Raw genomic sequence first — 26,361 nt, 5'->3', positions numbered from 1 at the left:
TTTAATCAGTGTGAGTGTATAAGGATTTCTATTTATCAGGCTTCTGAGGACAAATGAAGTGTTCAGGTTTTACAACGAGAAAAAGGCCGCCGGCATTGCCAGCGGCCTTTTGATGCTTCTTTATTTATTAACAGAAATCGTAACGTTATTTCCAGAAGGGAGGACTTTTGCAAAATCCTGTGTATCTACGACAGGTGTCACTGCTTTATTGTCGATTGTAATATTGTTAAAAGTTGTTGAAAAAGTTGCTTTAATGGCAGAGCGCTGGCTTTCAGTTGAAACCGCAGCGGTGGCAAGTGTTTTCCATTTCGATAGAGTGCCAATGTTCGTTCCTTGGATTTCCATGATAATACGTCCGGTATAGCCATCATTGTTCGTTCCCCAGAGGGTCATGCGAGTATTCCCGTTCAAGTTTTTGTAGATCGTCATTTGCACTGTGCTTCCGGGACGAAACCCTTTATTGTAAGTGAATTTCTCTTTTCCTTCGATATACGTTTCATCATTTTTAGAACCGACTTTCATGAGCGGTTTCCATACGTTGTATTGTTTGCTGTACTGAAGACCAATATCTGCCTCAGTTCCGTTTGTTGCGCTAAAGCCTGAATAAATATAAGGGGTAGAGACAGAGTCTTGGATGTTCACAGTGTCGGGAAGCTTAATTTTAGCCGTGAAAACAGCGCCTGTGCTGTTCAGGTAGGCGCGTCCGCCGATTCCCTTAGGCAGCTGGGAAGCCGCTTTTGCTACTTGAGTGTCTGCTCCTGGAAGACCTGGAACACCTGAAGAAATGGTTCCGAAAAGAATAGCTGTTCCTACTGCACCTGCAATCAATACTTTTTTCAACAAAATTCCCCCTTTTAAAAGTGGTTTCGCAATTATTATACCTTATTTTGGAACTTCTTTTATTAAGATAAATCGACAAAAACGTTAAAATCTCATGTTTATGAATGGGTTATGTTTATAAATTGACACCATAGATCTATAATAAAACTAATTAAACTATGTACTAAATATTCAATTTTTATTAAAAATCGGCATTAAGGAGCAAATAACATTAGACCTATGATTCATATAGACATTGAAGCTTAGTTTTTTCTGCAAAAAAACCCCCGGCCATTGACCGGGGAAGCAAAATTGAGGAGATTAAATGGAGTATTAGCAGTGTTTCTTACGCTTTTTATACTCTACAACGTAGTCATAGTCTTTTTTGTCGTGATCATAATGTTTTTTGTCATAATCACAGTAGTAATCTTTTTTGTCATGGTGATCAGAATATTTTTTGTCATAGTCGTAATACTTCTTGTAATACGTTTTTTTAACCGTATAATACTCTTCTTTATATTTTTTGTAATAACCCATAAATACCCCTCCTTTTATGATCATACGCTTTATTATATGGAAGTTAGATTTTACGGATTGGACAGTTTAAATCACAAACTCAAAAAAGGGCTGTCCAAAAAAAATTGAGGGTAATCAGAGGAAAACTGAGGGATCGCGCAGAAACAAATCAATATAAAAAGCCGATGTTCATCGGCCGCCAAATCATTTTATCTTACATTTGCTTGTCTTCTTTGTTTTCTGAACCACTACTTCTTATGTCTTGAGTCAATCCGCTGGTCGCTTTTTTAAATTCTGATAAGGCTTTTCCGGCAGATCGGCCAAGCGCAGGCAGCTTATCAGGACCAAACACTAAAAAGCCTACAAATAAAATAACTAACATTTTTGTGACGCTTAATTCCATGATATTTTTCCTCCTCCTGTTTGAAGTACAGCCTTATTAACAAATTATAAAAGATGGCGGTTCAAATGAGAATACGTCTGCTTTGAATGTTTTGTAAAACAAAGGCGAAAGAAGAATGATGTGGTTTCTTCAGGAAAAAATGCTGATGATAAAACGTATGAAGCTTCCAATGCCATACACATACCTGCGGTTTTATTTAAAGGGGGTGATACATATATAACTGTAACTTGCTAAGATTATCATAAGGGAGAGAGCGTAATGAAGAAATTCAACAAGCTAATAGGATACCTGTCTGTTTTTATGTTCGCTGTGGCTTTTCCATTATCGGCACATGCAGAAAAAGCGGGAACTACTGGAGCCGGAGAGTGGGATAAGCTTGGAACTTACACCTATACTTATTCAAGTCCGACGGTATACTCGAGCGGAGGCGATTTTAGAGTTTGTCTTTCTGGAAGTACACCTTTCTCCGTATCGCTGCACCTATATGAGGATGATCCTGGTGACAACCCCGATGAATATGTGGGCTCTAATTATTTTTCACCCGGAGAATGTCATACCTTTAGCAGTATAGGGAAATTTGTAGATGGAAGCAATAACAAGGCAGAATTCTTAGTTACTGATTACTCTGGTAAATCAAAAACAGTGACGTTTTACGATTGATTTGAGAGATAAAGTACAGGGAATATAAGTTTGTCAGAGTAAAAGAGAGAGGGACTCTCTCTTTTTATACTGTATGAGGAATGAAATATCTCACTCTTGAACCGCCATGCGAAGGATTCACCATGCCTGTCCAGCAGTCATCCATCTTATCCCGAGCTTTACCAATCATTTCGTTCGGCTTTTTCCATCCGCTGTGGATGAGAGTAAATTCTGTTTTGTTCCCTATGTCTGTTAATAGAAATGTAGCAATTCACCCAGCGGTATCCCATTCTAAAAGAAAGCTCGCCGGGGGCATGAACCGTCCAAACTTTGCAAGGAGATGGTCCAAATGGTGTGTAAGCGAAATTTATATCCTTCCTGCAGCTGAAAATCATTCGGCATAATCCACTTGGCTATGCCGAATGAAGTTGAGACTGTCTCCTAAATGTTTTGAATAGGCCCCTCTAATGTTATATGTTTCGTAATATCCCATAATGTATTCTCTTGATATCCATATATTTCTCCTCATTATTCAATTTAGACTTTCTCGCAAATTTTATATCATCTAACGAAATCATATCCATAGTGTGTATAAATGATGCTGAACCTTTTGTCGGCAAGTGTTTCAATATTTAAATTCCACGATTAAAATTGAATTGAGTATCCTTTTATTGTTATATTGATTGATGAAAGGCAGTGGAAGTCTCATGCGAAAATACGAAAATACAGCAAGAGAGTGGAAAGTATATATTATCATCTTTTCATTCTTCATTATTTGTGTGGCTGCAATGGGCTTTTTTGAACAAAAATTTTTAAAAAATCAATTAGCATGGCGGGTATTTGATGCACTGATCAGCGTTGTGTTATTTGCCAATGTGCTGTTTTTCTGGAGAAAAAGGAAGAGCATAGCATATATTTCAGGCATTTTGGCTGTTGTTAATGTAATTTTGCTGATATCTCTGCTTTTTCTAACTTGATGAGATTGTATTAGGAGGGTTCTGCATGCTCGGTAAAATTAAAGCGGCCATTGATAATAGTCCGGGAAAACCGGCGAGAATTGCAGTTAATGAAAACGCATTTCAGCAGCTAAAAGAAGAGATGCGTTTTGTTTGCGTTTCCAAACCTAAAACCATTATGGGGATACCTGTAGAGGTTTCAGATGATGTAGAAGGCTTTGAACTCAGATTTTAATGATAACATATATTTATCCTATATATGAATATAGGAACTTCTTGAAAAGAAGGGGAGAGGGGCTGTGAAACAGAAGCCGATTTATGTAGAAATCGAGATGACATCTGACCTGGACAAGCTTTGGGAATATACGCAAAACCCATCGCTACATAAGGAATGGGATCTGCGGTTTTCTGACATTACGTATTTACATAGAGGCGTAAATGAACCGCAGAGGTTTCTTTACGAGACAAGAATTGGCTTTGGATTAAAGGTGTCAGGTGCTGGGGAAACCGCGGGAACGAAATTGCATTCCTCTCAAAGAGTATCCTCCCTGGCCTTTTCCTCCAACCATCCGTTATCCCTGATTAAAAAAGGCAGCGGGTATTGGAAATACATACAGCATGATAACGGGAAGCTTACCTTTATGACACAGTATCAATATGAAACGGCATATGGCTTTCTGGGAAGATGGATTGACCGTTTATTATTTCGGCCGCTGATGGGCTGGGCAACAGCATGGAGTTTTGATTCATTGAGACTTTGGATTGAACAAAATAAACATCCGAAACAATTGATCCGTTATGCGTTTGTCTATATGCTGACGTGCTTGTTTTTTAGTCTGTTTTGGTTTTACCACGGATTTGCAGATCGTGAAACGAACAACATGGCAAGAGCAGCGATAATAGTTTTGGGCATTTTATGGCTGAGTCCATTAAAGAGAAAATGGATACTTCATGCTGTGCAGGCCTGTATCTTTGCTGTCTACGCTTTTCTGGATGCCGGAATATGTTCTTTACTATTAAGTGTGGTTACTGCGGCAAGCGGCTTGATCAGTCTCCGGCTTCCAAGCGCTCGGCATACGGAACGAAAAAAGAAAGAAGTGAAATGGTGATTTCAATGTATAAAAAAGCAATTATAAATTATCATCTATTGCATCCCAAGCTGCAGAAACGTTATCAATTAGACCGGTCACATACATTCAGCGGAAGAGGAACGATGTCAGAAATAAGCGGAGGTTCTTTTTTGGTCAGAATGCTGCTGAAGTGCGGGGTGTTTTTTAGATGTTTCTTTTCAGAGAGAGGAAAGGACATCCCTTTTACAATTAAAAACAGAACATGTCTTACAGAGCAGGAACATACGGGGGTTGAATGGAACCGGACTTTTGTCTTTAAAGATAAAAAGCGTTTCTTTGATGCAGTTATGGTATACGACGAAAGTGAAAAACGAATACTTGATTTTTTCGGCCAACCTCATATTTTGCTGTCCGTTTTAACTTTTGAAGCACTCTCTGACGGGTCTCTCCACATTACATCAGGAAAGCAATGGCTATTAATATGCGGGAAAAGGATTCCTTTGCCAAAATGGCTGAGCGGTAATTCCACTGTTTGCGAAACGTTTGATGAAAGCAACAACTGCTTCACTATTCAAGTTCATGTGGAAAATGCAATTCTTGGCACTCTTTTTTATTATAAAGGGACGTTTCAGGAAACAGAGGGAGAAGTATGTTAAAACGACACGGCATCATTCGTGCGCTTTGTTTCATCTGGTTTCTTGCATCTGAAGCTCCCGACATATCAGTTGCGGAGGCGCTTGTCTTGTTTTCCATTCTCTTTTTTGTGCCAGGAATTTTTCCTTTTGTTTTTCATCAATCGGTTCACAGGTCTATTCAATCTTTGGAAAAATTATTGATGCACATCTATCCTGCAGCAGCTGTTTTCGCGGTATTAGCCCTTGTGACAGACGTCGGGTATTTTGCACTGATCTGGTGGGTATACACTGCTTTGTTGGCTCTGTATGGTATGTTACGGCTTTCGAAAACAAAAATACATAGAATAGAAGAAACATCTATCTTATGTGGACTCGTTTATTTGGGAGGAGGGGGATTTTGGTTTTTTGCCTATGCTGCACATTTGCAAATCCTGCACTTCGGTCCTCTCATTATTTTGCTCACAGCTGTTCATTTTCACTATTCTGCTTTTCTTATCCCGATCTTTAATGGTTTACTTGGCAGAGTCCATAGAGAAAAACGGGTTATGTACGGTTGGGGGACATGGATTATTTTACTGTCGCCGCTCCTCATCGCACTCGGAATAACATACTCAAAAACACTAGATATCTTGGCGGTTGGTATCTATATGGCGGCACTTTATCTCAACTCATACTTAATATTTAAGACAGCTTTTCGCAGTAAGACAGGCAAAGTGCTTATCCGAATGTCTTCTCTCGTTTTAATGATAACGATCTGTTTCTCTTTGGTTTACTCGTTCGGTGTATTTCGGCAAGAAGTCACGCTGACCATCAGCCAAATGATTTGGATACACGGTGTCGTGAACGCATTCGGTGTCATTTTGCCGGCTCTAGTAGGATGGAGAAAAGAAAATCCTCAGCCCTCGGATGCGAGTGTCAAGGTTTTCAGCCGTATATACGGAAAGAGAACAATCGGAAAGAACTTTTTGCATAACATTCACGCTGAAAATAACATTCAATATAGCGGACTTGTGGATGATATGAGAAGCCTTCGTTCAAACGATTTTTCACCGGAGCATTTGAAACCGTTGATTGTTTCTTTTTATGAACAGACGAAAGATTATGAGGTAAAAGCAAAAGTGACGTGGAGCACTTGGTTTCAGCCCTTTGCGAAAATTTATGAATACATCAGCAAAAGAACCGGACAATTACACCTGTCAACGAATCCTAACTGGTATAGAATGCACAGTACAATAAAAGGTGTCCATTCAAAAAAAGACGGAAGAAAAAAGGTGCGTGCCTGGATCAGAACAAATGAAAAAAACGAAACCATTTTCACCGCGCTGTATTCTGTATATCGCTCAAAAGGAGAGGGGTACATGAATATTTCTCTGCCGCTCCCTTTCAGTAACATGACAGGCATTTTAAAGCCTTATCATCACAAAGAGAACCTGATTTTGACCAGCAGGCGGAGAAAAAGCGGTGCTGGGGATGAAGGGATTTATCTTAGAACAAGAATCGGGACATGCCCGCTGCCATTATCTGAAACCTTTCTTATAAAAGCTCCATGTGCAAGCAGATTAACAGCTGTTCACGAAATGTGGCTGTTTGGGATTCAATTTCTGACTGTTAATTATGAAATTACATATTGCCCGTCCAAATGAAGAATATAAAACAAAGACAAGAGTTCATCTGACAGTTGCTCGTCCGGCAAACAATGGACCGGCGCATTTTAATTCTGCACCTCATACAGACGGGGAAGGAAGGGTTTTTATGTTGTATATCAGTTTATTTCTGATTGTATGGCTGGCTGCGGGATTTGCAGTGGGGATGAAGCAAGTTTATGTCGATCAGCTGTTTGATAAAGATGTGATCGAAAGGCTTGAAAAAGAAGCAGGTGACCATGATCTTGTTGTCCGTTTTATCAAACACCGTTTCGTTTATATTGCAGCAGTTACTTTAAGCGGGTTTATTGCTGTTTACAGTGAAATAAAAGCCATTCCGCAAAAGCGGAGTATAAGAAAAATTGAAAAAGACATTAATAAGCTGAACAAAGTAAGGAAACGCGGGAATAACAGAAAGTAAAAGGTGCACAAGCCAGCAGGCGGGTGCATTTTTTTATTTAATGGAAAGCCGGTGCGATCTTACTTTTTTGTTAAAGAGTATAAATTCATAAATGTGAAGAACAGCGCCCGGGCTAATGGTATATAATATTGTGAATTTAACAAAAATTTAACAAGGAGGACGAGATAATTCGTGCTAAAGCCTCAAAGAATCCAGCATCCTGTGTTTTTGGTTTTGAGGCGGAGTAGATGAAACCGGCCAAAGTATCCCTGCTCCGCCGTTTGCTCCATTCCTTGAAGCATGTTGATTGTAACATAGTCAAACGTTTTCCATCAACTTTAAAAAATGTAAAAATATTGTTAATTTTTTTGTTGTTTGTTCCGGTTTCTTCGGTATGTGCAGAGGATATCTATCAGAATTTCGAGGAATTAAAGAATCACGAATATCCTTCTGATTACAGCATTGTCACAAAAGGAACCGGCAGCCCTGTGCTTGTTTTAGCTATTCACGGGGGAGGTATTGAAGGCGGCACAAGTGAATTAGCGAGAGAGCTCAGCCAACAGTATTCCATGTATTTGTTTGAAGGTTTGAAGACGTCTGGAAATTCAGTGCTGCATATAACAAGCACACATTTTGATGAACCTCAGGCACTGAAACTTGTAGCAAGTCATGAGTATGTCATTTCATTGCATGGGTATGCAGGAGAGGACCAACAGATACAAATCGGCGGAACAGACCGATCAAGAGCGGCAGAATTGGTTTCAGAACTGCAGAAAGCCGGTTTTCCAGCTGAATTGCTTGGTACGGATCATCCGCATGCAGGCGTAAGTCCAAACAATATAGCGAATAAATCAAAAACCGGTTTGAGCATCCAGTTAGAGATGAGTACGGGTTTTAGAGAATCTTTGTTTGGCATCTTTTCTTTAAAAAGCAGATCCACGACTCAAAATGAGAGGTTTTATGATTTTACGGAAGTGTTGACCCATTTTATGCAAAACAGTTATTAAAATAAGGAGGCTTTGCGCCTCCTTATTTTTCATCCTTCTGATCAGGGGCTTCAGGGAACAATTCATCTGATGCCTCGGTTTGATATTGCAAAGTGTTATCTTTAGCAGTCAGTTCGTTTCTGAATGTTTCATCCAACACATTTTTCAGCAAATACCGGTGAAAAGAATATTCAAAAACAGTCAGGCAGACAGAAGCAATAAGAGCAGCTGCAAACGGCGAGAAACCGTTTCTCGTTTGCGTTTCAAGAAAGACCCAAAGAATAACGAGTGAAAGTCCGAGGTCAGCCAGTGAAGCTGTCACATTGCTGGTTCTCGGCAAGATCAGGATGTCACCGGAAAGGTAGGTTACAAAGCTTAAGAAAAATGCAATAAACAGCACACTTAAGAAGGAAGCATGGTAAACTCTATCCAAAATCACATACAAGAGGGCAAGAGTTAAAGCTGTTTTAGAAGCAAGAGCGATAATATGTTTCATTTGATCACCTATATTTGAGGCAAATCTTTAGCGGTATCTGCAGCCTCAAGATCGACACTTATTTGCTGAGTTAAATCTTTAGAATGATAAAAACCCTTTGCAGCCATATAAAGATAAATTTGTTCATGGGTATTAATCGCGTCATGTAAATATTGCTGCAACGTTTCTCTGACTTCTGGGGAAGAAGATTCTGTGATGGCAGCTGCAATATTCCTTACGCCTGTCTTTGCCGATATTAAAAAATCCGTTGCGATCACTTGTTCGGTCATGCTGCCCATTCCGGCTAATTTTTGAAAGAACTCATTCACGCTTGTTCACCTCTCACTGACAGCAATTCCTGCAAACGTGCAACCTGCTGTTTTGTTTTTTGAGCATCCTGTTCAAGAATACTCTTTAATTCTTCATCTTGTACAAGTCCCGTCATGGTTGAAGATTTTGTCAAACAAAGATTTTTAAACGTAAGCAATTCGTGCAATTCTAACGTTTCATGAAGGCCGTAGTCATTCATCACGGTCATTCCCTTCTTAAGTAATATGGTTTATTTTGAGCAAATTGCTTTTGTTTACACTGGTATTTTTTGCTGTTGAATTGAAACTTTCTGACTGGAGCGCCCGTACATAAGGGTGGGGATGAGCGTCTGAAAATAAAAATCCAGCTTTCAATCTTTTGAAACGGGCTGAGTAAATATTAGAAGAATTATACGCTTTTACTAAAAAAACGTCTTTATCACAATGTCTGTATTGCCTTATTGAAAGTCCCATATTTAAGTTTTTAAACAGCTTCTATAAATACTGAGGAGGAGACACAGTGGAGATCAAAGGGATCAACCACTTGTTATTTTCTGTTTCTGATTTACTGACATCCATCGAGTTTTATCAAAATGTCTTTGATGCTAAATTGTTGGTCAAAGGAAGGAGCACTGCATATTTTGATTTAAACGGCATATGGCTGGCTCTCAACGAAGAGCGTGACATTCCCAGAAATGACATGAAGGCTTCTTATACCCATATCGCTTTTACAATTGAGGAAAGTAAGTTTGAAGAAATGTCCGCAAAATTAAAAAATCTTCAAGTTACTATTTTGCGTGGAAGAGAACGAGATGAACGTGATCGAAAATCAATTTATTTCACCGATCCTGACGGCCATAAATTTGAATTCCATACAGGAACTCTTCAAGACAGACTTCAATATTATAAGCAAGCTAAAACCCATATGGATTTTTATGATTGAAAAAGTACGGGAAACAGAGTAACAGAGGATATACATATTTATCTTTCAGGGGTAATATATGGTAAAGGAGGGGGATTGCATTTGAGAAATAAAATCTTGCTGATGACAGCTGTTTTGCTATGTGTTTTTGGAACCGGGACGATTCATGCAGCAACTTTACATTATGAATATAAAACTGATTTCATTCTAAATGATGAAACAAAAGCGCTTTATGTAGAAAACATTGGTGATATACCGGCAATTGACTATTTTTTAGGGTACCAGTTTACGATACGAGGAGTGAATACTTGTTCGGTTGACATTAAGCTTCAGCGAATGGCACTTACAGGTAATTATACTACGTTAAGCGCCAAACAATTCACCGGTAATTGGTTTGATTTTAGCGCTCAAGATAAGGTTTCCATTGAACCGTATCATCGGTATCGAGTAGTAGCTGAAGAACATTCCCCAAACTGTGGAAGTGTTCATGTAAAAGGGCGCTATGGTATAGAATATTTTACTTTTGATTGATGCTCACATTTATTGAAAAGCAGTGAGCTTTTTTTGCGGAATAAATTAACTAAATAAACTATGTACTAAATATTCAGTATATTTCTTTTTAATCTCGCTCATGATAAAAGATCAGAGTATAACTAATCTTTTCACGTCCAAAATCGAAACATTTATAAGATAGGAACGTCTACATTTTTAAACAGTATTTTTCTTGAAAAAAGTTTCGTTAAGGAAAGAAAATTTCTTGACTTCAACAATTAAATGATGGATAATTATGGTGTAAACATGATGTTCTTTTTCCTCCTATTCAGGTTCGCACCTAAGCCAGGGCGAACCTGCTTTTTTAAAAAACAAAACCCCCACTCCGTAAGGGAGAGGGGGTTTATTCTTTGTAACTGATAGTTTGATAGTTTAATGGACAGTTCTGAACACACCAATTACTTTTCCTAATATGCTGACATTCTGCAGTATGATCGGAGCCATGGTTGGATTTTCAGGCTGTAGGCGAATGTGTGTATCCTCTTTATAGAAACGTTTTACCGTAGCTTCATCATCTTCTGTCATCGCTACTACGATTTCACCGTTATTCGCCGTGTTTTGCTGTTTTACAATAACATAGTCCTTATCAAGAATACCTGCGTCAATCATACTGTCCCCCATGATCTCCAGCATAAACACATGCTCATCCGGAGGAACCATACGGTCAGGAAGCGGGAAGTATTCTTCAATGTTTTCAACCGCTGTAATAGGTGATCCGGCCGTTACTTTTCCGATCACCGGTACATTAACGACTTGGCTCTTTGGAATCTCTACTTCTTCATCCAGAATTTCTATCGCTCTTGGTTTTGTCGGATCGCGTCTAATCAGCCCTTTTGTTTCCAAACGGGCCAAATGGCCGTGGACAGTTGAACTGGACGCAAGGCCGACAGCCTCTCCGATCTCTCTAACGGAAGGCGGATATCCTTTTGATTTAACCTCTGCTTTAATAAAACGGAGGATATCAAGTTGCCTTTTTGATAGCTTCGTCATTTTTTGCACCTCTAAACGTCGATTTTAAGTAGATTATAGCATGATTTTCCTGACAGTACAAACATAGGTTCGAAAAAAACAATTGACAGAAACGTTTGTTCGTATATACTGAAATTATAAAAATGCGAACAAACATTCTTGTTGGAGGTTGTTATCATGAGGAAAGAATCTATTATTTTTGTCGGCCTGTTCACTGTGATTCTAAGCGTGGTTATCCTTCTGTTGTCATATACAAGCAGCGACCAGGAGCTTAACCAGTATGTTAAAATAAAAGTTCAGCAGGGGGATACGCTTTGGTCGCTCGCCGACCAGGTGGCTGACTCAAAAAAGATAAATAAAAGTGATTTTATTGAATGGGTAGCTGAAAAAAATAATCTTCAGCCGTCTGAACTTCAGCCGGGAGATGAATTGGTGATTCCATTAAAAAAGGAACATCCGGCTGCATACGAACTGGCTACTGTTAAATAGAGAGGAAAGGTAGAAAGGTGAAAGCACTCATTTATGCCCGAGTAAGCACAAATAAAGAACAGCAAGAAACCTCATTAAAGCGGCAGGAGGAGGAGCTTACGGCCATTGCTGCTGAGAACGGCATAGAAGTCGTCAAAGTGATTTCCGAAAAAGCCAGCGGATATGAAATGGACCGGGATGGTGTATTTGATTTGCTTGATCATATCAAGAACTCAAATATTGATGTGATTTTAGTTCAGGATGAAACAAGACTTGGCCGGGGAAACGCGAAAATTGCACTTCTTCATTGTATTTACAGGGAAGGTGTGAAAGTATTTACGACCGCTCACAGAGGTGAACTTGAGTTATCGGAGGCTGACTCTATGGTTCTGGAAATCGTCAGTATTGTGGAGGAATACCAGAGAAAGATCCACAACATGAAAATTAAACGCGGAATGAAACGCGCAGTAAAAAATGGTTTTAAGCCTCAAAAGAACCTGAAAAACCAGCATGAAAACAGCGGAAAAGATAGAATAGAAGTTCCGATCTCGGAGATTGTCCGGTTGAGAGCAAATAAACTGACGTTTGCTGAAATTGCGGCTACGTTGAGAGGTTTTGGCTATGATGTGTCAAAGGCGACAGTCCATCGGCGTTTTCAGGAATACATAGAGAATGAGCAGACAGGCGAGTGAACCAGTTGTAAAACTCCTCGTGTTTTAGTAGTATATAGACAAAATGCAATAAAGGAGTTTATCATGATTTCAAACGAAAAAATTGCCAGAATCAATGAACTTGCCGCAAAAGCTAAAGCTGGCGTTATCACAGAAGAAGAAAAAGCCGAGCAGCAAAAGCTCCGCCAAGAATACCTAAAAGGATTTCGTTCTTCTATGAAAAACACATTAAAAAGTGTAAAAATCATTGATCCTGAAGGCAATGACGTAACACCTGAAAAGTTAAAAAGAGAAAAAAAAAATAACAGACTTCATTAATATAAGAGGAATACGGCAATATCGTATTCCTCTTTTGTATATACTACAAACAGCAGGGCTTTCTTCAGGTGACAAAATTCATCAAGTTTCTCTCAAATTTAAGCTGAAACAGTTGAGAAAAAGTCGTCAGACATTTATGATGAAAGGGTACAACATATAGGAAGGGGATTTTTATGGATACAATTGAAAAGAAATCAGTTGCTACCATTCGCACACTATCAATAGACGCTATTGAAAAAGCAAATTCTGGTCACCCTGGAATGCCTATGGGGGCAGCGCCAATGGCATATACGCTATGGACAAAATTTATGAATGTGAATCCGGCAAACCCTGGGTGGTTTAACCGCGACCGTTTTGTTTTATCTGCGGGACACGGATCAGCACTTTTATACAGCATGCTTCATTTAAGCGGGTATGATCTCAGTATTGAAGATCTTAAGGGATTCCGTCAGTGGGGCAGCAAAACACCGGGACATCCGGAATTCGGACATACAGCCGGTGTTGATGCAACAACAGGACCGCTTGGACAAGGAATCGCAATGGCGGTCGGAATGGCTATTGCAGAACGCCATTTAGCCGAAACTTACAACCGCGATTCATTCAATGTAGTCGATCACTATACATACAGCATTTGCGGTGACGGTGATTTAATGGAAGGTATTTCTTCTGAAGCCGCTTCACTTGCAGGCCATCTTCAGCTTGGCCGTCTTATCGTATTATACGATTCGAATGACATCTCATTGGATGGAGATCTGGATCGTTCATTCTCTGAAAACGTAAAACAGCGTTTTGAGGCGATGAACTGGGAAGTTCTTTACGTTGAGGATGGAAACAATATTGAAGAATTATCTGCCGCAATTGAAAAAGCACGCCAAAATGACAAGAAACCTACATTAATTGAAGTGAAAACGACAATTGGTTACGGTTCCCCTAACCGTGCCGGCACTTCCGGTGTTCACGGTGCTCCGCTTGGCAAAGAAGAAAGTAAATTAACAAAAGAAGCTTATGCATGGACGTATGAAGAAGATTTCTACGTTCCGTCAGAAGTATATGAGCATTTTGCAAAAACAGTAAAAGAATCCGGCGAGAAAAAGGAACAGGAATGGAATGACCAATTCGCTAAATATAAAGAAATTTATCCGGAACTCGCTGAACAGCTTGAACTGGCTATCAAAGGAGAACTTCCGAAAGACTGGGATCAAGAGGTGCCTGTTTATGAAAAAGGAAGCAGTCTGGCATCCCGTGCCTCTTCAGGTGAGGTTCTAAACGGTCTTGCGAATAAAATTCCGTTCTTTGTCGGCGGTTCTGCAGACTTAGCAGGGTCAAACAAAACGACGATTAAAAATTCCGGTGATTATACAGCGCTTGATTACTCAGGCAAAAATTTCTGGTTTGGTGTTCGTGAATTTGCTATGGGTGCAGCCTTAAACGGTATGGCGCTTCATGGCGGACTTCGTGTATTCGGCGGAACATTCTTTGTCTTCTCTGATTACTTGCGTCCGGCGATTCGCCTTGCAGCATTAATGGGTCTTCCTGTGACATATGTCTTTACTCACGATAGTATTGCGGTCGGTGAAGATGGACCGACTCACGAGCCGGTTGAGCAGCTTGCTTCTTTACGCGCAATGCCTAACCTTTCTTTAATCCGCCCTGCAGACGGTAATGAGACAGCAGCGGCATGGAAGCTTGCGGTACAGAGCACAGATCAGCCAACGGCACTCGTATTGACACGTCAAAACCTTCCTACAATCGACCAAACAGCTGAAGAGGCATTGGTTGGTGTAGAAAAGGGTGCTTATGTTGTTTCTAAGTCTAAAAACGAAACACCGGACGCTCTTCTTATCGCGACGGGCTCAGAGGTTGGTCTGGCAATTGAAGCACAGGCTGAATTGGCGAAAGAAAATATTGATGTTTCTGTCGTCAGCATGCCTTCAGTAGATCGTTTTGAGAAACAATCTGATGAATACAAAAACTCCGTGCTTCCGTTAGATGTGAGAAAACGTCTTGCGATTGAAATGGGCGCATCATTTGGCTGGGGTAAATACACAGGGCTTGAAGGAGACGTGCTCGGCATTGACAAATTCGGTGCCTCCGCTCCTGGCGAAACGATCATCAATGAATACGGCTTCTCAGTTGCAAACGTTGTGGATCGAGTTAAAGCATTAATCAATAAATAAGGTTTTCAAAGGGGATGAGTCAAATCATCCTCTTTTTCTTGTTTATCCGACAAAAATAGTATTGGCTGGTTAACAGTAATAGACAATTCTTTCTTCTCTTCTTTTGTATAATAGATTGCAAATGAAATGCTGCTGGAAAAGGGGATGAGAAGATGGAACGTCACTACTATACGTACCTGATCAAAGAGGAATTTGCCAATCACTATTTCGGGCGGGAATCGGTTATGTTTGAGCTGTTTCAAGACTATCATTGGACAAGCCTGACGAGGCAGCAGTATGAAATGACAGAGAAACAAATTCAATATATTACGAAACCTATTCCGATTTTACATATGCATCAGCGGTTAAAAATGAATTTGAATAATACAAACTATACACAGCTGGATTATATTTATAGATTATCTCTGCCAAAAGCAAAGGGACAAGCGTCTTTTATGATGAGGGAACACATGATTGAAATTGTAGCTAACGGAGATTACGAGGCAGAAACGATATTTTTTGAAGTTCTTCGCAAAGTAAGCCCTTGCTTTCTCGCAATGGATTTCAATACGAAGCGGTATGGGTGGTTAAATCCGGTGAAAGAAAGAAATTTTGTCTAAAACCGAAGAAAAAGAGATGTAAATGTTGTATAATAGCTTTTGGTTTAGTACACTTTAAACTAGACAACATGAAGGAGGAAATAAAATGACTTTATGGGTTGGCATCCTAGTGGGCGTTGTTGCACTGCTCATAGGTGTTGCACTCGGGTTTTTTATTGCTCGTAAATATATGATGAGCTACCTTAAAAAGAATCCGCCTATTAATGAACAAATGTTACGCATGATGATGATGCAAATGGGAATGAAACCTTCTCAAAAGAAAATCAATCAAATGATGAAAGCCATGAATAATCAAACGAAATAATACGTAAAGATTATGATATAGAGAAACATGGTTATAAAATAAAAAACCCTTTATCGGGTTTTTTATTTTGCAATCATTCATCACCCGCTACTGCTCGAAGGCGCTGCTTTTGATATTGTATGAGAAGATGGTCAAGCTCCTGACTGAGTTCTATCGTAATATGAGATGTCATTCCGTTCGCCATGACAATTTGCAGCAGCTCTGCTCTTTTTTTTTCAATTTCATTTAATAGATGCTCTCTAATCACAGGGATGTATCCTTTCATACATTAAATCTTCAAAAGTGAATGTTTATATTATATCCATATTTATACTAATTTTCAAATGAGAAGGAGTACAATGTCTCAATGTCAAATTAAATTATATAAGTTTTTTTTGAAAATAGAAATCCTTCGAGTGAAAGTGTTAAAAAAATGAAATGATTTTGTCATAACTTGAAGGAATGTCAAATTATGAAGGGATGATGACATGGGAGATGTGAATTATCTTCTGACATTCGGGGCTGGATTTTTATCATTTATTTCGCCTTGCTGCCTGCCGCTGTATCCGGCTTTCCTGTCATATATTACAGGAGTGAGCATGGATGATGTGAAAACAGAGAAACTGCTGCTGCAAAAAAGAAGCTTGGCTCATACGCTGTTTTTTTTGCTAGGGTTTTCAGTGATTTTTATTGCTTTAGGATATGGTACATCTTTTATTGGAACCTTGTTTAGGGATTATCATGATGTTATTCGGCAAGTTGGCGCTTTGCTCATTATTCTGTTCGGTTTTATCACGCTTGGCGTGTTTCGTCCTGAGGTTATCATGAAAGAGCGCAGAGTCCATTTTAAGCATAAGCCGGGGGGGTTTTTCGGTTCAATTTTAATCGGCATGGCTTTTGCGGCCGGCTGGACGCCTTGCACAGGCCCTATTTTGGGGGCTGTTATCACATTAGCAGGTACGAATCCTGGCTCAGCGGTACCGTATATGATGCTATATGTTCTCGGATTTGCCGTTCCGTTTGTATTATTGTCTTTCTTCATTACGAAGCTGAAGTGGATCAGGCAGAATCAGCTTTTGATCATGAAAGCGGGCGGCGTACTTATGATTGTAATTGGGATCCTGCTATTTTTTAACTGGATGAACTTGATCATTATTTTGCTGTCGGATCTTTTTGGTGGTTTTACAGGTTTCTGACTGTTAAATTACTTTTGCACTACTACTAATCCTTTTGTTTTTGGTACAATAAGACTATTACCTGAGGAATTCGATTTTTGGAGGGGAATATGACAAGAGTTTTAGTTGTAGACGACGCCAAGTTCATGAGAGTAAAAATCAGAGAGATCTTGGAAGAGGCAAATTACATAATAGCAGGCGAGGCGGCGGACGGCGAACAAGCGGCTGACCTGTATAAAAAACTTCGGCCGGACTTAGTGACGATGGATATTACGATGCCGGTGAAAAACGGAATTAAGGCGCTTCGTGAGATCATTTCCTTTGACCCTAAAGCAAAGATAATTATGTGTACCGCAATGCGCCAGCAAAGAATTGTTACGGAAGCCATTGAACTTGGGGCAAAAGATTTTATTGTCAAACCGTTTGAGGAGTCCAAAGTATTAGAAGCTGTGAATCGCGTTATGGGAAATTGAAAGTCATTTCTTTTCAAAATGGTTTTTTTTATTGTTTTGGAGTATAGTATATAGTGTCAACACTCCGAGAAACAAAGGAATGATAAGTATGATGATAATCGTTTCATCAATTGTTGCTGTTTTAATGGCTGCAGCTGTGATGGTAGTCAGAATTAAGTCTTCCGATAAACCTGTTTCAGCGAAAAAAATCATTCTTCCGCCGATTTTTATGAGTACGGGGGCGTTAATGTTTTTATTTCCGGTTTTTTGGGTAACAGGTGAAGAGTTTTTAGAAGCGATCACTTTAGGCGTGATTTTCTCTATTTTTCTTATAAAAACTTCAAAGTTTGAAATTAAAAATAATGAAATTTACATGAAACGGTCTAAGGCATTTGTCTTTATTTTAATCGGCCTTTTGGTGATCAGAATTGTGATGAAATCGATTTTAAGCACATCGGTTGATTACGGCGCACTGAGCGGTATGTTCTGGATTCTGGCTTTCGGTATGATTGTGCCGTGGAGAATTGCCATGTATCTGTCATATCGAAAACTTCAAAGCGAGCTGCAGTCAGCAGACATTCAAATGAATTAAAAAACCTTTCCTCTTCGCGGGAAAGGTTTTTTATTTAAGAAGGGCCTGATAAGGTTCAATTTCGATATTCTTGTCTCTTAGATGTTTCTTTAAAAAGGTATGATCTCTTTTCGGAGTAGCCAGAATATAACCTTTGATAATAAGCCGCTGATCAATCGCTGCTACGTTTTCTTTTAATGCCAGCTCTCCGATTTTTCCGGCAATTTTTGCTCTCGCTATATCTCTGAACAGCTCTGGAACAGGTGTAACCAATTCATCGAGAAATTGTTTGTTTTCATTGCTCCATAGATGCCTGCTGTTTTCAATATAGTAATCCTGCCAATCCAGCTCAGATCTGCCGTCCTCTTTTGGTAAACGCTTTAAAAACTTTCGGAACATAAAAAAACCGCCGATTGATAACAAGACAATCATCGTGATCACCCAAAACAGAATAAACCACAAAAACCAGCCTTCCAGCATCAATCATTCCCCCTTATACTAACCATATTGTATATGAAGAAAGAATAGAAGAACAATGTTAAAAAAAATAGAAAAAAATGATAGACGTCTAGTCAAAAGAGATGATAGATCATATTCTATTGTATAGTGAATCTGCTATTTGGCCATGGGAGAGTCACTAGAGGGTATTTGACGATAAATGGACGGAAAAAAGTCACTTTCATAATAGGGGATGAAAGTGACTTTTGATTTTAGCTGAGAGGAAATTGAAGAGAAAAAGAAGAGCCATCATTTATCTCTTTATTGACAGCAACTGTGAGAATTTGATTTTCGCATTCAGTCTCAATCGATTTGTCATTCAAATAAAAAGGAAGCATCATTTGTTTTTCAAGAGTCTGTTCCGAGGATTTAGCCGTTAGGATGAACTCACATCCGGACAAGGTAATTGTTATTTGTGTTGGCTGTAAAGACGATAGGTCTGCTTCAATAATATATTGCTGACTTGTTTCATATAGATCAATAGGTAATGTTTCGTCGTACCAGGCGAACGGATCTTCAAAAAAATGTCGAAGCCATTCCTCCATACCATCGAAATCATTAGCATCGTTTCGTTTTGAATGGGTCATGGAAGCATTCCTCCATATATCAACCTTGCTTTAGCTTATGCAGTTGGTCAGAAATGGGTGAACGCATAAAAAAACAGACGCTAAGGTCTGCTTTTACTACATATCATGGCTAGAATTGTGCTTTTGTCTTGTGTGATTTCTGTTTTTTACTTTCTTGCTTCCGCTAAGAGGTTCCGGCTGACCCGGATTATGTCCTTTAGGGGCGTTTTTATGCATATCTTTACTAGTATTTTTATTGGTCATAAAATGAGAACCTCCTTAAAAGAGTTCAACGTTATTGATTGGTTTTTCTTTTTTTGTTATTTTGGCGTTCTGCTTCAGTCAGTACAAGCTGATCGTTTTCTATATAGCCGGCGCCTTTGCCTTGGCTTTTCGCGTCATTCATCCCATTTATTACGTGGTTTGCTTTTCTTTTGACCATCATTATCACCTCAATCATAATATGGCTTCTTTCAATGAGGAATATGAGAGAGCGCAAACAGTAAAATTTCCCGGTTTTTCGCCTGATAAGCCGATCTTATTGTATTTAATAAAAACATTGATATTTACTTATGTATGATTTTGTTTTAATATGAAATTGTGAGAAAATTGTGATGGAATGTAACGTTCATCTGAGAATGAACTGATCTGAAGGGGGATTTTGGAGAATGGCAAACGAGCAAAAAACTGTAGCACAAGACGTTTTCCAAGCGAGAAAAACGTTTACTACAAATGGGAAAACCTATCATTACTACTCTTTAAAAGCATTGGAAGATCTGGGGATCGGAAAGGTATCGAAGCTTCCTTACTCCATCAAAGTTCTTTTAGAATCTGTACTGCGTCAAGTTGACGGATTCGTCATCAAAAAGGAACACGTGGAAAATTTGGCAAAATGGGGAACTGCCGAGTTAAAGGAAATCGATGTTCCGTTTAAACCATCTCGCGTTATTTTACAAGATTTCACTGGGGTACCGGCAGTAGTTGACCTTGCTTCATTACGTAAAGCAATGGCAGCTGTCGGTGGAGATCCTGACAAAATCAACCCTGAGATTCCTGTTGATCTTGTCATCGACCACTCTGTACAGGTTGATAAAGCGGGCACAGAAGATGCTTTGGCTATTAATATGGACTTGGAATTTGAAAGAAATGCAGAGCGTTACAAATTTTTAAGCTGGGCAAAGAAAGCGTTTAATAACTACCAGGCAGTACCGCCAGCAACAGGTATCGTTCACCAGGTAAACCTTGAGTTCTTGGCAAGTGTTGTGCACGCAGTCGAAGAAGACGGAGAACTGATTACGTATCCTGATACGCTGGTAGGAACCGACTCGCATACAACAATGATTAACGGAATCGGTGTTCTCGGCTGGGGTGTCGGCGGAATTGAAGCGGAAGCGGGAATGCTCGGGCAGCCTTCTTATTTCCCTGTTCCTGAGGTAATCGGCGCAAAACTTGTCGGAAAGCTTCCGAACGGAACAACAGCCACTGACTTGGCGTTAAAAGTGACACAAGTACTGCGTGAAAAAGGCGTAGTCGGCAAATTTGTTGAGTTCTTCGGACCGGGAGTTGCTGAACTGCCGCTAGCAGACCGTGCGACAATCGCCAACATGGCTCCGGAATACGGTGCTACATGCGGGTTCTTCCCTGTAGATGAAGAAGCTCTTAATTATCTGCGTCTGACAGGCCGCGATGCTGAACATATTGACGTAGTAGAAGCATATTGCAGAAGCAACGGCTTGTTCTACACTCCTGACATAGAAGACCCGCAATTTACTGATGTCGTTGAAATTGATTTGTCTAAAATTGAAGCCAACCTTTCGGGTCCAAAACGCCCTCAGGATTTGATACCGCTTTCTAATATGCAGGAAACGTTTAAAAAGCACTTAGTCAGCCCTGCGGGTAACCAAGGATTTGGCTTAAACGCCGAAGAGGAAGACAAAGAAATTAAATTTAAATTGCTTAACGGCGAAGAAACAGTCATGAAAACAGGTGCAATCGCTATTGCTGCGATTACAAGCTGTACGAATACATCTAACCCATACGTCTTAATCGGTGCCGGCCTTGTGGCGAAAAAAGCGGTTGAATTAGGTCTCAAAGTGCCTAATTACGTGAAAACATCACTTGCACCAGGCTCTAAGGTTGTTACAGGTTATCTTGTGAATTCAGGCCTTCTTCCATACATGAAGGAGCTTGGTTTTAACCTCGTTGGATATGGATGTACAACATGTATCGGAAACTCAGGTCCGCTTTCACCGGAAATTGAAGAAGCAGTTGCGAAAAATGACCTGTTGATTACGTCTGTTCTTTCTGGAAACCGTAACTTTGAAGGACGTATTCATCCGCTCGTGAAAGGTAACTACCTTGCTTCTCCGCCGCTTGTAGTAGCTTATGCGCTGGCTGGAACAGTGAACATTAACCTGAAGACGGATCCGATCGGTGTCGGCAAAGACGGACAAAAAGTGTACTTTAACGATATTTGGCCGTCAATGGACGAAATTAACTCACTTGTTAAACAAACCGTTACACCGGAGCTCTTCCGCAAGGAGTACGAAACAGTATTCGATGACAACAAGCGCTGGAATGAGATTGAGACAACAGACGAAGCGCTTTACAAATGGGATAATGAGTCAACCTATATTCAAAACCCGCCTTTCTTCGAGGAAATGTCAGTTGACCCAGGCAAGGTTGAACCTTTAAAAGGCCTTCGTGTAGTCGGTAAATTCGGCGATTCAGTCACAACCGACCATATCTCTCCTGCAGGGGCAATCGGAAAAGATACACCTGCCGGAAAATACTTGCAATCAAAAGGTGTGTCACCTCGTGACTTTAACTCTTACGGTTCACGCCGCGGAAACCATGAGGTTATGATGAGAGGAACATTTGCAAACATCCGCATCAAAAACCAGATCGCGCCGGGCACAGAAGGCGGATATACAACGTATTGGCCGACTGGTGAAGTGACATCTATCTATGATGCCTGCATGAGATATAAAGAAGATAAAACAGGCCTTGCCATCTTAGCTGGAAAAGATTATGGTATGGGATCTTCCCGTGACTGGGCTGCAAAAGGAACAAACCTGCTCGGCATTAGAACTGTAATTGCTGAGAGCTTTGAAAGAATCCACAGAAGTAACCTGGTATTCATGGGTGTGCTCCCTCTTCAATTTAAACAAGGTGAAAATGCAGATACACTCGGCTTAAGCGGTAAAGAAGCGATTGAGGTGGATGTTGATGAAAGCGTACGCCCTCGTGATATCGTTACAGTAAGAGCAATTGATGAAAACGGAAATGTAAAAACATTTGAAGCACTTGTGCGTTTCGATAGTGAAGTTGAAATTGATTATTACCGCCATGGCGGAATTCTGCAAATGGTGCTTCGCGAAAAAATGAAGCAATCATGACGTATGAAGAAGAGAAGGCGCCCTGCTTTCTCTTCTTTTTATGAGATAAGATAGCTCCGGGGGTGGATGACATATGCTGAAAAAATGGGTCGCAGGAATCCTGTTGATTGGGCTTGCCGGATACATGTGCTGGAACATCTATCAGCAATTTAGCAAAAAAGAAATAGGCATCGAAGAGGGACAGCAAGCGCCTGACTTCACTTTGAAAACGCTATCAGGGGAAAGAAGCTCCTTATCAGATGTCAGAGGCAAAAAAGTTCTGCTTAACTTCTGGGCAACTTGGTGCAAACCGTGCCGTCAGGAAATGCCGGCGATGGAGGAACTGCAAAAGGAGCACTCAGATTTAGCTGTTATTGCAGTTAATTTCACTTCAGCTGAGAAAAGCGAAAAACAGGTGCAAGCCTTTGCAGATACGTATCATGTAACCTTCCCCATTTTAATTGATAAAAAAGGTATTAATGCAGACTATAATGTGTTTTCATACCCAACTACCTATATTTTAGATGAAAAAGGCGTGATACAAGACATACATATCGGGACCATGACAAAAAAAGAGATGAAAGAAAAACTGGATATTCATTAGATTCAGTTTTTTTTTGTGCGAACATGCTTACAAATTTTCAGAATTGGAAAAAATAAAAGAATACGCGGAGGTGAGAAGAGTGAAGAAGATGAGAAAACGTTCTTTTCATGAGCTCGTCATGGAAAACAAAAAAGAGCTGATGACGAATACGGAATATTTAAATCAGCTTGAGGAAAAACTTGAACAGAGATTCAAGCAAAAATAACCTTTAATTTGTATTCATGTTTACCCCTCCTTTTGAGAATCCTATTTGTGAGGAGGGATAAACATGGGAAACAACAAGAAAAACGGTCAGCCTCAATATGCTCCGAGCCACTTGGGTACAAAGCCTGTTAAATATAAACGCAATAAAGGGGAAAAAATGCACGATACTTCTGGTCAGCAGCCAGTTATCATGCAGACGAAAGGCGAGTAGCCGGATTGATTTTATTCTAGGAGGTTCATCCCAATGACAAAAAAACAAAATCAATATCAGCAGCCTAATCCTGACGACCGTTCCGACAACGTGGAGAAACTGCAGGATATGGTTCAAAATACGATCGAAAATATAGAAGAAGCAGAAGAATCAATGGAGTTTGCTTCAGGAGAAGATAAGCAGCGTATTAAAGAAAAAAACGCGAGACGGGAAGAGAGCATCGAAGCGTTTCGCAATGAAATTCAAGACGAATCCGAAGCGAGAGAAAACGGATACCGTTCGTAAAAACCAGGGAAACCTGGTTTTTTTCTTTCTGATTTGGATGTGGTAAAATGGGGCTAAACTGATTAAGGGAGCAGAGTATCTTGCATGTATCAAAAACAGAAATAGAAGTGCGTTACGCTGAAACAGATCAAATGGGGATCGTGTATCATGCGAATTATCTTGTTTGGATGGAGGTCGGAAGGACGGCACTCATTAAAGACTTAGGCTTTTTGTACAGTGATATGGAAAAGAAAGGCGTTCTTTCCCCAGTCGTTGATATCAATATTTCCTACAAAAAACCCCTTCATTATGGGGAAACTGCGGTGGTGCACACATGGATTGAGGAATACAACGGCTTTAAAACCATATATGGCTACCACATATATAATCCGGCCGGTGAGCTTTCTATTGAAGCGAAATCATCTCATATTTGTGTGGATAAAGAAAGTTTTAAACCGATTCAGTTTCGTAAGGCTTTTCCCGATTGGCACGCAGCATATGAAAAGGCCAAAAAATAGGGAAGTGAATGACAGATGGCATTTGGCGTGAAACGGGAGGAAGTTAACCGCTGGAAGAAGGCAGTAAAAAGAGGGGAAATCGCATTTTTAACACATTATTGGCTGGATGACCGTTTCCCGGAATCTAAAACCGTGACAAAAGCAGGCTGTGCAGATATTGATAAGCTGGTTCAATGGGGTGCGGCTTACGGTTTGAAGGAAGAATGGATACATAAAAAAAGCGAATTTCCCCACTTTGATCTTTTGGGCGAGACGCAAAAATATATCCTAGAACAAGAAAACCTGACCGATCATCTTACACGTTTTCATTTATAAAAAAAGAACGCATATGATATGCGTTCTTTTTCTTATTGATATTCAAATACAGGCTCATCAGCAGACTCTGAATAGCTGACCAGAAGATCATGGTTGTCAAAGTACCAAAGATCACTTTCTTCAATAAAGAAGGTGATGCCTCCGACTTCTGCCGTGACTCCTGCCTCTTGAGGAGCATCTTTTGTCACTCCTAGAGAAAAACCTTTTTGAACGTTGCTGCAGCCGCCATAGCGGACAAAAAAACGAACTTGGTCTCCGTTTTGTAAATCAAGCTCTTCTTTATACCAGTTCAGCGCGTCTTCGTTAACTGTCATATTCATAACAGAACCCCCTTTTCCCTTTGTTATCATTTGATTTTCTCTATTATAAACGTATTAGGCTGCCTCGTGTCAAAATAGAAGCTTTTCAAACATTTATAACCATTTGACTTTAGGTTCTGTTTTATTGATAATTCGTTTGATGTTCGCCCGGTGCCTGTATATTACAAAAACAGTGAGCAGCGTGACGACAATCAACAAATACTTATCATGTACAAAGAGACTATATATGACAGTATATATCCCTGTTAACATTGATGACAGAGAAACAAATTTAGTCAAGTATAAAAAGATGAAAAAGACCGCAACCATTGTAATGAATAACAGAGGAGCATAAAACAGCAAAACGCCTCCCGAAGTTGCCACGGCTTTGCCGCCTTTAAATTTGGCGAAGACAGGAAACACATGGCCAAGAACCGCTATGACTCCCGCAAGGAGCGGATGAATATCAACATGCATGAGGTAAGGCAATGCAGCTGCCAGTGTCCCTTTCAAAATATCTCCGGCTATGACAATCGAACCAGCTTTTACGCCCAGTGTACGGAACGCGTTGGTAGCGCCCAAGTTTCCGCTTCCATGCTCCCGGATATCAATTCCCTTGGCAAGCTTACCTACAATTAAGCCAGATGGAATACTGCCTATCAAGTAGGCCAAAATAATCAATAAAGCAATTAACATCTACATTTCTCCTTTTTCAATGTCCCTAATTTCTATTTTAACATGAGATGTCATGATCTGATGATAAGTTTTTTTGTAAAGTTTGCTTACAAATCTAATCATTCATACATCATGTTTTGCGTTCTTCCTTATCGGTCTTGTAGAATAAACAAAAAGGAGTGGTCTATCATGCAAAATCCATCCAAAGCGGAAATCAAAGAAATTCTTGATGGAAGCAAGAGAATAGCAGTTGTCGGGCTTTCAGACCGTCCCGAAAGAACATCGTATATGGTATCAAAAGCGATGCAGGATGCGGGATACGAAATCATACCGGTAAATCCGACGATCGAAGAGGCGCTCGGTGTAAAAGCCGTATCATCGTTACAAGAAATTGACGGTCCGATTGACATCGTAAATGTATTCAGACGTTCAGAACAGCTTCCTGATGTCGCTAAAGAGTTTCTGGAGACAGATGCTCCGGTATTTTGGGCGCAGCAAGGTCTGGTCAACGAAGAGGCTTATCAGATGCTGAAGGAAGAAGGCAGAACAGTCATCATGGATCTGTGCATAAAAGTGGCACACGCTGTAACAAAATAGATGCAGAGCTGCAAAAATCCTTGTGAATTCAAGGATTTTTGCTTTTTTATGTAAAGATATTGTTTGCGAATTACTGTGAAACAGATACAATAAAGCTTGAACAGCTTTTTTGAATGCCTTGCTAAGCTGGGTTCCGGCCGTACGATTTGCGAAGGTTCGCTGCTTTATATATAATAAACAAACATACGTTCTTATATCGAAAAAACAGCACTTTTGGATGTTTTAC

At 40.0% G+C, this 26,361-nt stretch carries 40 protein-coding genes and 1 pseudogene; 26 read left to right on the top strand and 15 right to left on the bottom strand.

Annotation, left to right across the window (positions count from 1 at the left end; translation table 11 throughout):
- Window positions 1-120 precede the first annotated feature (120 nt).
- From V6D42_RS05545 to V6D42_RS05535, 3 genes are all read right to left on the bottom strand, one after another.
- Window positions 121-843 carry a YrpD family protein gene (locus V6D42_RS05545; RefSeq protein WP_333512618.1) on the bottom strand — a complete coding sequence of 241 codons (723 nt, stop codon included), beginning with the start codon at window positions 841-843 and terminating at the stop codon, window positions 121-123.
- Window positions 844-1,152: 309 nt separating this feature from the next.
- Window positions 1,153-1,356: a spore coat protein CotC gene (cotC, locus tag V6D42_RS05540; protein ID WP_333512617.1), complete on the bottom strand. Its 204-nt coding sequence runs from the start codon at window positions 1,354-1,356 to the stop codon at window positions 1,153-1,155.
- A gap of 193 nt (window positions 1,357-1,549) precedes the next feature.
- Window positions 1,550-1,738, bottom strand: coding sequence for a twin-arginine translocase TatA/TatE family subunit (locus V6D42_RS05535; protein ID WP_044155756.1), 189 nt, complete (start codon window positions 1,736-1,738; stop codon window positions 1,550-1,552).
- A gap of 258 nt (window positions 1,739-1,996) precedes the next feature.
- Between V6D42_RS05535 and V6D42_RS05530 the strand changes: the two genes are divergently transcribed.
- Window positions 1,997-2,398 carry a hypothetical protein gene (locus V6D42_RS05530; RefSeq protein WP_333512616.1) on the top strand — a complete coding sequence of 134 codons (402 nt, stop codon included), beginning with the start codon at window positions 1,997-1,999 and terminating at the stop codon, window positions 2,396-2,398.
- A 64-nt stretch (window positions 2,399-2,462) separates the two neighbouring features.
- Here V6D42_RS05530 and V6D42_RS05525 read toward each other — a convergent pair.
- Window positions 2,463-2,896, bottom strand: a pseudogene (locus tag V6D42_RS05525) (SRPBCC family protein).
- Between the two features lie 483 nt (window positions 2,897-3,379).
- Here V6D42_RS05525 and V6D42_RS05520 point away from each other — a divergent pair.
- The 6 genes from V6D42_RS05520 to V6D42_RS05495 all read left to right on the top strand — a co-directional run bounded on the left by V6D42_RS05520 (window position 3,380) and on the right by V6D42_RS05495 (window position 8,088).
- Entirely contained in the window at window positions 3,380-3,568 is a 189-nt protein-coding gene (locus tag V6D42_RS05520; protein ID WP_333512615.1) for a hypothetical protein, read from the top strand.
- Window positions 3,569-3,632: 64 nt separating this feature from the next.
- Window positions 3,633-4,442 (top strand): hypothetical protein, encoded by an 810-nt coding sequence (locus tag V6D42_RS05515; protein ID WP_010334395.1) that lies wholly within the window; start codon window positions 3,633-3,635, stop codon window positions 4,440-4,442.
- Window positions 4,439-5,059 (top strand): DUF4166 domain-containing protein, encoded by a 621-nt coding sequence (locus V6D42_RS05510; protein ID WP_333513122.1) that lies wholly within the window; start codon window positions 4,439-4,441, stop codon window positions 5,057-5,059. The genes V6D42_RS05515 and V6D42_RS05510 overlap by 4 nt, the downstream gene beginning before the upstream one ends.
- Window positions 5,053-6,681, top strand: a complete 1,629-nt coding sequence (locus tag V6D42_RS05505; protein ID WP_333512614.1) for a YndJ family protein — start codon at window positions 5,053-5,055, stop codon at window positions 6,679-6,681. Before V6D42_RS05510 ends, V6D42_RS05505 begins: the two co-directional genes overlap by 7 nt.
- Before the next feature lie 109 nt (window positions 6,682-6,790).
- Window positions 6,791-7,102: a hypothetical protein gene (locus V6D42_RS05500; RefSeq protein ID WP_026014714.1), complete on the top strand. Its 312-nt coding sequence runs from the start codon at window positions 6,791-6,793 to the stop codon at window positions 7,100-7,102.
- A 227-nt stretch (window positions 7,103-7,329) separates the two neighbouring features.
- A complete protein-coding gene (locus V6D42_RS05495) occupies window positions 7,330-8,088 on the top strand; it encodes a poly-gamma-glutamate hydrolase family protein (RefSeq protein ID WP_333512613.1) in 759 nt (252 codons plus the stop codon).
- 22 nt (window positions 8,089-8,110) lie between these two features.
- Here V6D42_RS05495 and V6D42_RS05490 read toward each other — a convergent pair whose 3' ends face one another.
- The 3 genes from V6D42_RS05490 to V6D42_RS05480 are packed head-to-tail and all read right to left on the bottom strand — an operon-like array spanning window position 8,111 to window position 9,080.
- Entirely contained in the window at window positions 8,111-8,563 is a 453-nt protein-coding gene (locus tag V6D42_RS05490) for a YndM family protein (protein WP_333512612.1), read from the bottom strand.
- Between the two features lie 8 nt (window positions 8,564-8,571).
- Window positions 8,572-8,871: a spore coat protein gene (locus tag V6D42_RS05485; RefSeq protein ID WP_010334401.1), complete on the bottom strand. Its 300-nt coding sequence runs from the start codon at window positions 8,869-8,871 to the stop codon at window positions 8,572-8,574.
- Window positions 8,868-9,080, bottom strand: a complete 213-nt coding sequence (locus V6D42_RS05480) for a DUF892 family protein (protein ID WP_410033825.1) — start codon at window positions 9,078-9,080, stop codon at window positions 8,868-8,870. The genes V6D42_RS05485 and V6D42_RS05480 overlap by 4 nt, the downstream gene beginning before the upstream one ends.
- 290 nt (window positions 9,081-9,370) lie before the next feature.
- Between V6D42_RS05480 and fosM the strand changes: the two genes are divergently transcribed.
- Entirely contained in the window at window positions 9,371-9,793 is a 423-nt protein-coding gene (fosM, locus tag V6D42_RS05475) for a FosM family fosfomycin resistance protein (protein WP_333512611.1), read from the top strand.
- Between the two features lie 81 nt (window positions 9,794-9,874).
- Window positions 9,875-10,303 (top strand): hypothetical protein, encoded by a 429-nt coding sequence (locus V6D42_RS05470; RefSeq protein WP_333512610.1) that lies wholly within the window; start codon window positions 9,875-9,877, stop codon window positions 10,301-10,303.
- 393 nt (window positions 10,304-10,696) lie between these two features.
- Here the strand turns inward: V6D42_RS05470 and lexA are convergent, their stop codons facing one another.
- A complete protein-coding gene (gene lexA, locus V6D42_RS05465; protein WP_010334405.1) occupies window positions 10,697-11,314 on the bottom strand; it encodes a transcriptional repressor LexA in 618 nt (205 codons plus the stop codon).
- A gap of 156 nt (window positions 11,315-11,470) precedes the next feature.
- Here lexA and yneA point away from each other — a divergent pair, with 156 nt between their 5' ends.
- The 6 genes from yneA (at window position 11,471) to V6D42_RS05435 (ending at window position 15,830) form a co-directional block, all read left to right on the top strand.
- Window positions 11,471-11,782 (top strand): cell division suppressor protein YneA, encoded by a 312-nt coding sequence (gene yneA / locus V6D42_RS05460; RefSeq protein ID WP_333512609.1) that lies wholly within the window; start codon window positions 11,471-11,473, stop codon window positions 11,780-11,782.
- A gap of 17 nt (window positions 11,783-11,799) precedes the next feature.
- A complete protein-coding gene (locus V6D42_RS05455; protein WP_010334407.1) occupies window positions 11,800-12,453 on the top strand; it encodes a YneB family resolvase-like protein in 654 nt (217 codons plus the stop codon).
- A 63-nt stretch (window positions 12,454-12,516) separates the two neighbouring features.
- Window positions 12,517-12,750 carry a DUF896 domain-containing protein gene (locus V6D42_RS05450; RefSeq protein WP_029441406.1) on the top strand — a complete coding sequence of 78 codons (234 nt, stop codon included), beginning with the start codon at window positions 12,517-12,519 and terminating at the stop codon, window positions 12,748-12,750.
- Between the two features lie 173 nt (window positions 12,751-12,923).
- A complete protein-coding gene (tkt, locus tag V6D42_RS05445; protein WP_333512608.1) occupies window positions 12,924-14,927 on the top strand; it encodes a transketolase in 2,004 nt (667 codons plus the stop codon).
- 152 nt (window positions 14,928-15,079) lie between these two features.
- Entirely contained in the window at window positions 15,080-15,526 is a 447-nt protein-coding gene (gene sirA, locus V6D42_RS05440; protein WP_029441408.1) for a sporulation inhibitor of replication protein SirA, read from the top strand.
- Window positions 15,527-15,611: 85 nt separating this feature from the next.
- Window positions 15,612-15,830 carry a YneF family protein gene (locus V6D42_RS05435; RefSeq protein ID WP_003221221.1) on the top strand — a complete coding sequence of 73 codons (219 nt, stop codon included), beginning with the start codon at window positions 15,612-15,614 and terminating at the stop codon, window positions 15,828-15,830.
- A gap of 73 nt (window positions 15,831-15,903) precedes the next feature.
- Here V6D42_RS05435 and ynzD read toward each other — a convergent pair whose 3' ends face one another.
- Window positions 15,904-16,077: an aspartyl-phosphate phosphatase YnzD gene (gene ynzD / locus V6D42_RS05430; protein ID WP_024121579.1), complete on the bottom strand. Its 174-nt coding sequence runs from the start codon at window positions 16,075-16,077 to the stop codon at window positions 15,904-15,906.
- Between the two features lie 220 nt (window positions 16,078-16,297).
- Between ynzD and V6D42_RS05425 the strand changes: the two genes are divergently transcribed.
- The 3 genes from V6D42_RS05425 (at window position 16,298) to V6D42_RS05415 (ending at window position 18,028) form a co-directional block, all read left to right on the top strand.
- Window positions 16,298-17,005, top strand: a complete 708-nt coding sequence (locus tag V6D42_RS05425) for a cytochrome c biogenesis protein CcdA (protein WP_333512607.1) — start codon at window positions 16,298-16,300, stop codon at window positions 17,003-17,005.
- Window positions 17,006-17,094: 89 nt separating this feature from the next.
- The gene (locus V6D42_RS05420) at window positions 17,095-17,457 is read left to right on the top strand and encodes a response regulator (protein ID WP_010334411.1); all 363 of its coding nucleotides are present in this window, start codon (window positions 17,095-17,097) and stop codon (window positions 17,455-17,457) included.
- Between the two features lie 79 nt (window positions 17,458-17,536).
- Window positions 17,537-18,028 carry a CcdC family protein gene (locus V6D42_RS05415; RefSeq protein WP_081720869.1) on the top strand — a complete coding sequence of 164 codons (492 nt, stop codon included), beginning with the start codon at window positions 17,537-17,539 and terminating at the stop codon, window positions 18,026-18,028.
- Between the two features lie 30 nt (window positions 18,029-18,058).
- Here the strand turns inward: V6D42_RS05415 and V6D42_RS05410 are convergent, their stop codons facing one another.
- From V6D42_RS05410 to sspO, 4 genes are all read right to left on the bottom strand, one after another.
- Window positions 18,059-18,487, bottom strand: coding sequence for a DUF2621 domain-containing protein (locus tag V6D42_RS05410; protein WP_333512606.1), 429 nt, complete (start codon window positions 18,485-18,487; stop codon window positions 18,059-18,061).
- A gap of 230 nt (window positions 18,488-18,717) precedes the next feature.
- Complete coding sequence (gene cotM / locus V6D42_RS05405; protein WP_333513121.1) at window positions 18,718-19,110, bottom strand: outer spore coat protein CotM; 393 nt, start codon at window positions 19,108-19,110, stop codon at window positions 18,718-18,720.
- 78 nt (window positions 19,111-19,188) lie between these two features.
- Complete coding sequence (locus V6D42_RS05400) at window positions 19,189-19,335, bottom strand: small acid-soluble spore protein P (protein ID WP_003221237.1); 147 nt, start codon at window positions 19,333-19,335, stop codon at window positions 19,189-19,191.
- Window positions 19,336-19,366: 31 nt separating this feature from the next.
- Window positions 19,367-19,513 (bottom strand): acid-soluble spore protein SspO, encoded by a 147-nt coding sequence (gene sspO / locus V6D42_RS05395; protein ID WP_003244839.1) that lies wholly within the window; start codon window positions 19,511-19,513, stop codon window positions 19,367-19,369.
- A 226-nt stretch (window positions 19,514-19,739) separates the two neighbouring features.
- Here sspO and acnA point away from each other — a divergent pair, with 226 nt between their 5' ends.
- The 7 genes from acnA (at window position 19,740) to V6D42_RS05360 (ending at window position 24,564) form a co-directional block, all read left to right on the top strand.
- Entirely contained in the window at window positions 19,740-22,469 is a 2,730-nt protein-coding gene (gene acnA / locus V6D42_RS05390) for an aconitate hydratase AcnA (protein WP_333512605.1), read from the top strand.
- Between the two features lie 73 nt (window positions 22,470-22,542).
- The gene (locus V6D42_RS05385) at window positions 22,543-23,052 is read left to right on the top strand and encodes a redoxin domain-containing protein (RefSeq protein WP_333512604.1); all 510 of its coding nucleotides are present in this window, start codon (window positions 22,543-22,545) and stop codon (window positions 23,050-23,052) included.
- Window positions 23,053-23,131: 79 nt separating this feature from the next.
- The gene (locus tag V6D42_RS05380) at window positions 23,132-23,257 is read left to right on the top strand and encodes an FbpB family small basic protein (RefSeq protein ID WP_003244964.1); all 126 of its coding nucleotides are present in this window, start codon (window positions 23,132-23,134) and stop codon (window positions 23,255-23,257) included.
- Window positions 23,258-23,320: 63 nt separating this feature from the next.
- Window positions 23,321-23,467, top strand: coding sequence for an acid-soluble spore protein N (locus V6D42_RS05375; RefSeq protein WP_010334417.1), 147 nt, complete (start codon window positions 23,321-23,323; stop codon window positions 23,465-23,467).
- Window positions 23,468-23,500: 33 nt separating this feature from the next.
- The gene (tlp, locus tag V6D42_RS05370; RefSeq protein WP_326128592.1) at window positions 23,501-23,752 is read left to right on the top strand and encodes a small acid-soluble spore protein Tlp; all 252 of its coding nucleotides are present in this window, start codon (window positions 23,501-23,503) and stop codon (window positions 23,750-23,752) included.
- An 80-nt stretch (window positions 23,753-23,832) separates the two neighbouring features.
- The gene (locus tag V6D42_RS05365; RefSeq protein WP_010334419.1) at window positions 23,833-24,249 is read left to right on the top strand and encodes a YbgC/FadM family acyl-CoA thioesterase; all 417 of its coding nucleotides are present in this window, start codon (window positions 23,833-23,835) and stop codon (window positions 24,247-24,249) included.
- 15 nt (window positions 24,250-24,264) lie between these two features.
- Window positions 24,265-24,564 carry a hypothetical protein gene (locus tag V6D42_RS05360; RefSeq protein ID WP_010334420.1) on the top strand — a complete coding sequence of 100 codons (300 nt, stop codon included), beginning with the start codon at window positions 24,265-24,267 and terminating at the stop codon, window positions 24,562-24,564.
- Between the two features lie 32 nt (window positions 24,565-24,596).
- On the opposite strand, the gene V6D42_RS05355 is transcribed toward V6D42_RS05360, so the two are convergent.
- Together V6D42_RS05355 and plsY are read right to left on the bottom strand one after the other, a co-directional pair.
- Window positions 24,597-24,884: a HesB/YadR/YfhF family protein gene (locus V6D42_RS05355; protein ID WP_029441412.1), complete on the bottom strand. Its 288-nt coding sequence runs from the start codon at window positions 24,882-24,884 to the stop codon at window positions 24,597-24,599.
- A 93-nt stretch (window positions 24,885-24,977) separates the two neighbouring features.
- Window positions 24,978-25,559, bottom strand: a complete 582-nt coding sequence (gene plsY / locus V6D42_RS05350; protein WP_010334422.1) for a glycerol-3-phosphate 1-O-acyltransferase PlsY — start codon at window positions 25,557-25,559, stop codon at window positions 24,978-24,980.
- Between the two features lie 168 nt (window positions 25,560-25,727).
- Between plsY and V6D42_RS05345 the strand changes: the two genes are divergently transcribed.
- Window positions 25,728-26,135 carry a CoA-binding protein gene (locus V6D42_RS05345; RefSeq protein WP_268447457.1) on the top strand — a complete coding sequence of 136 codons (408 nt, stop codon included), beginning with the start codon at window positions 25,728-25,730 and terminating at the stop codon, window positions 26,133-26,135.
- Window positions 26,136-26,361: the final 226 nt, after the last annotated feature.

It is taken from the genome of Bacillus sp. 0909A (genome assembly GCF_036765115.1).
Lineage (GTDB): Bacteria > Bacillota > Bacilli > Bacillales > Bacillaceae > Bacillus > Bacillus mojavensis.
This window is presented reverse-complemented; position numbering and strand designations above follow the sequence as displayed.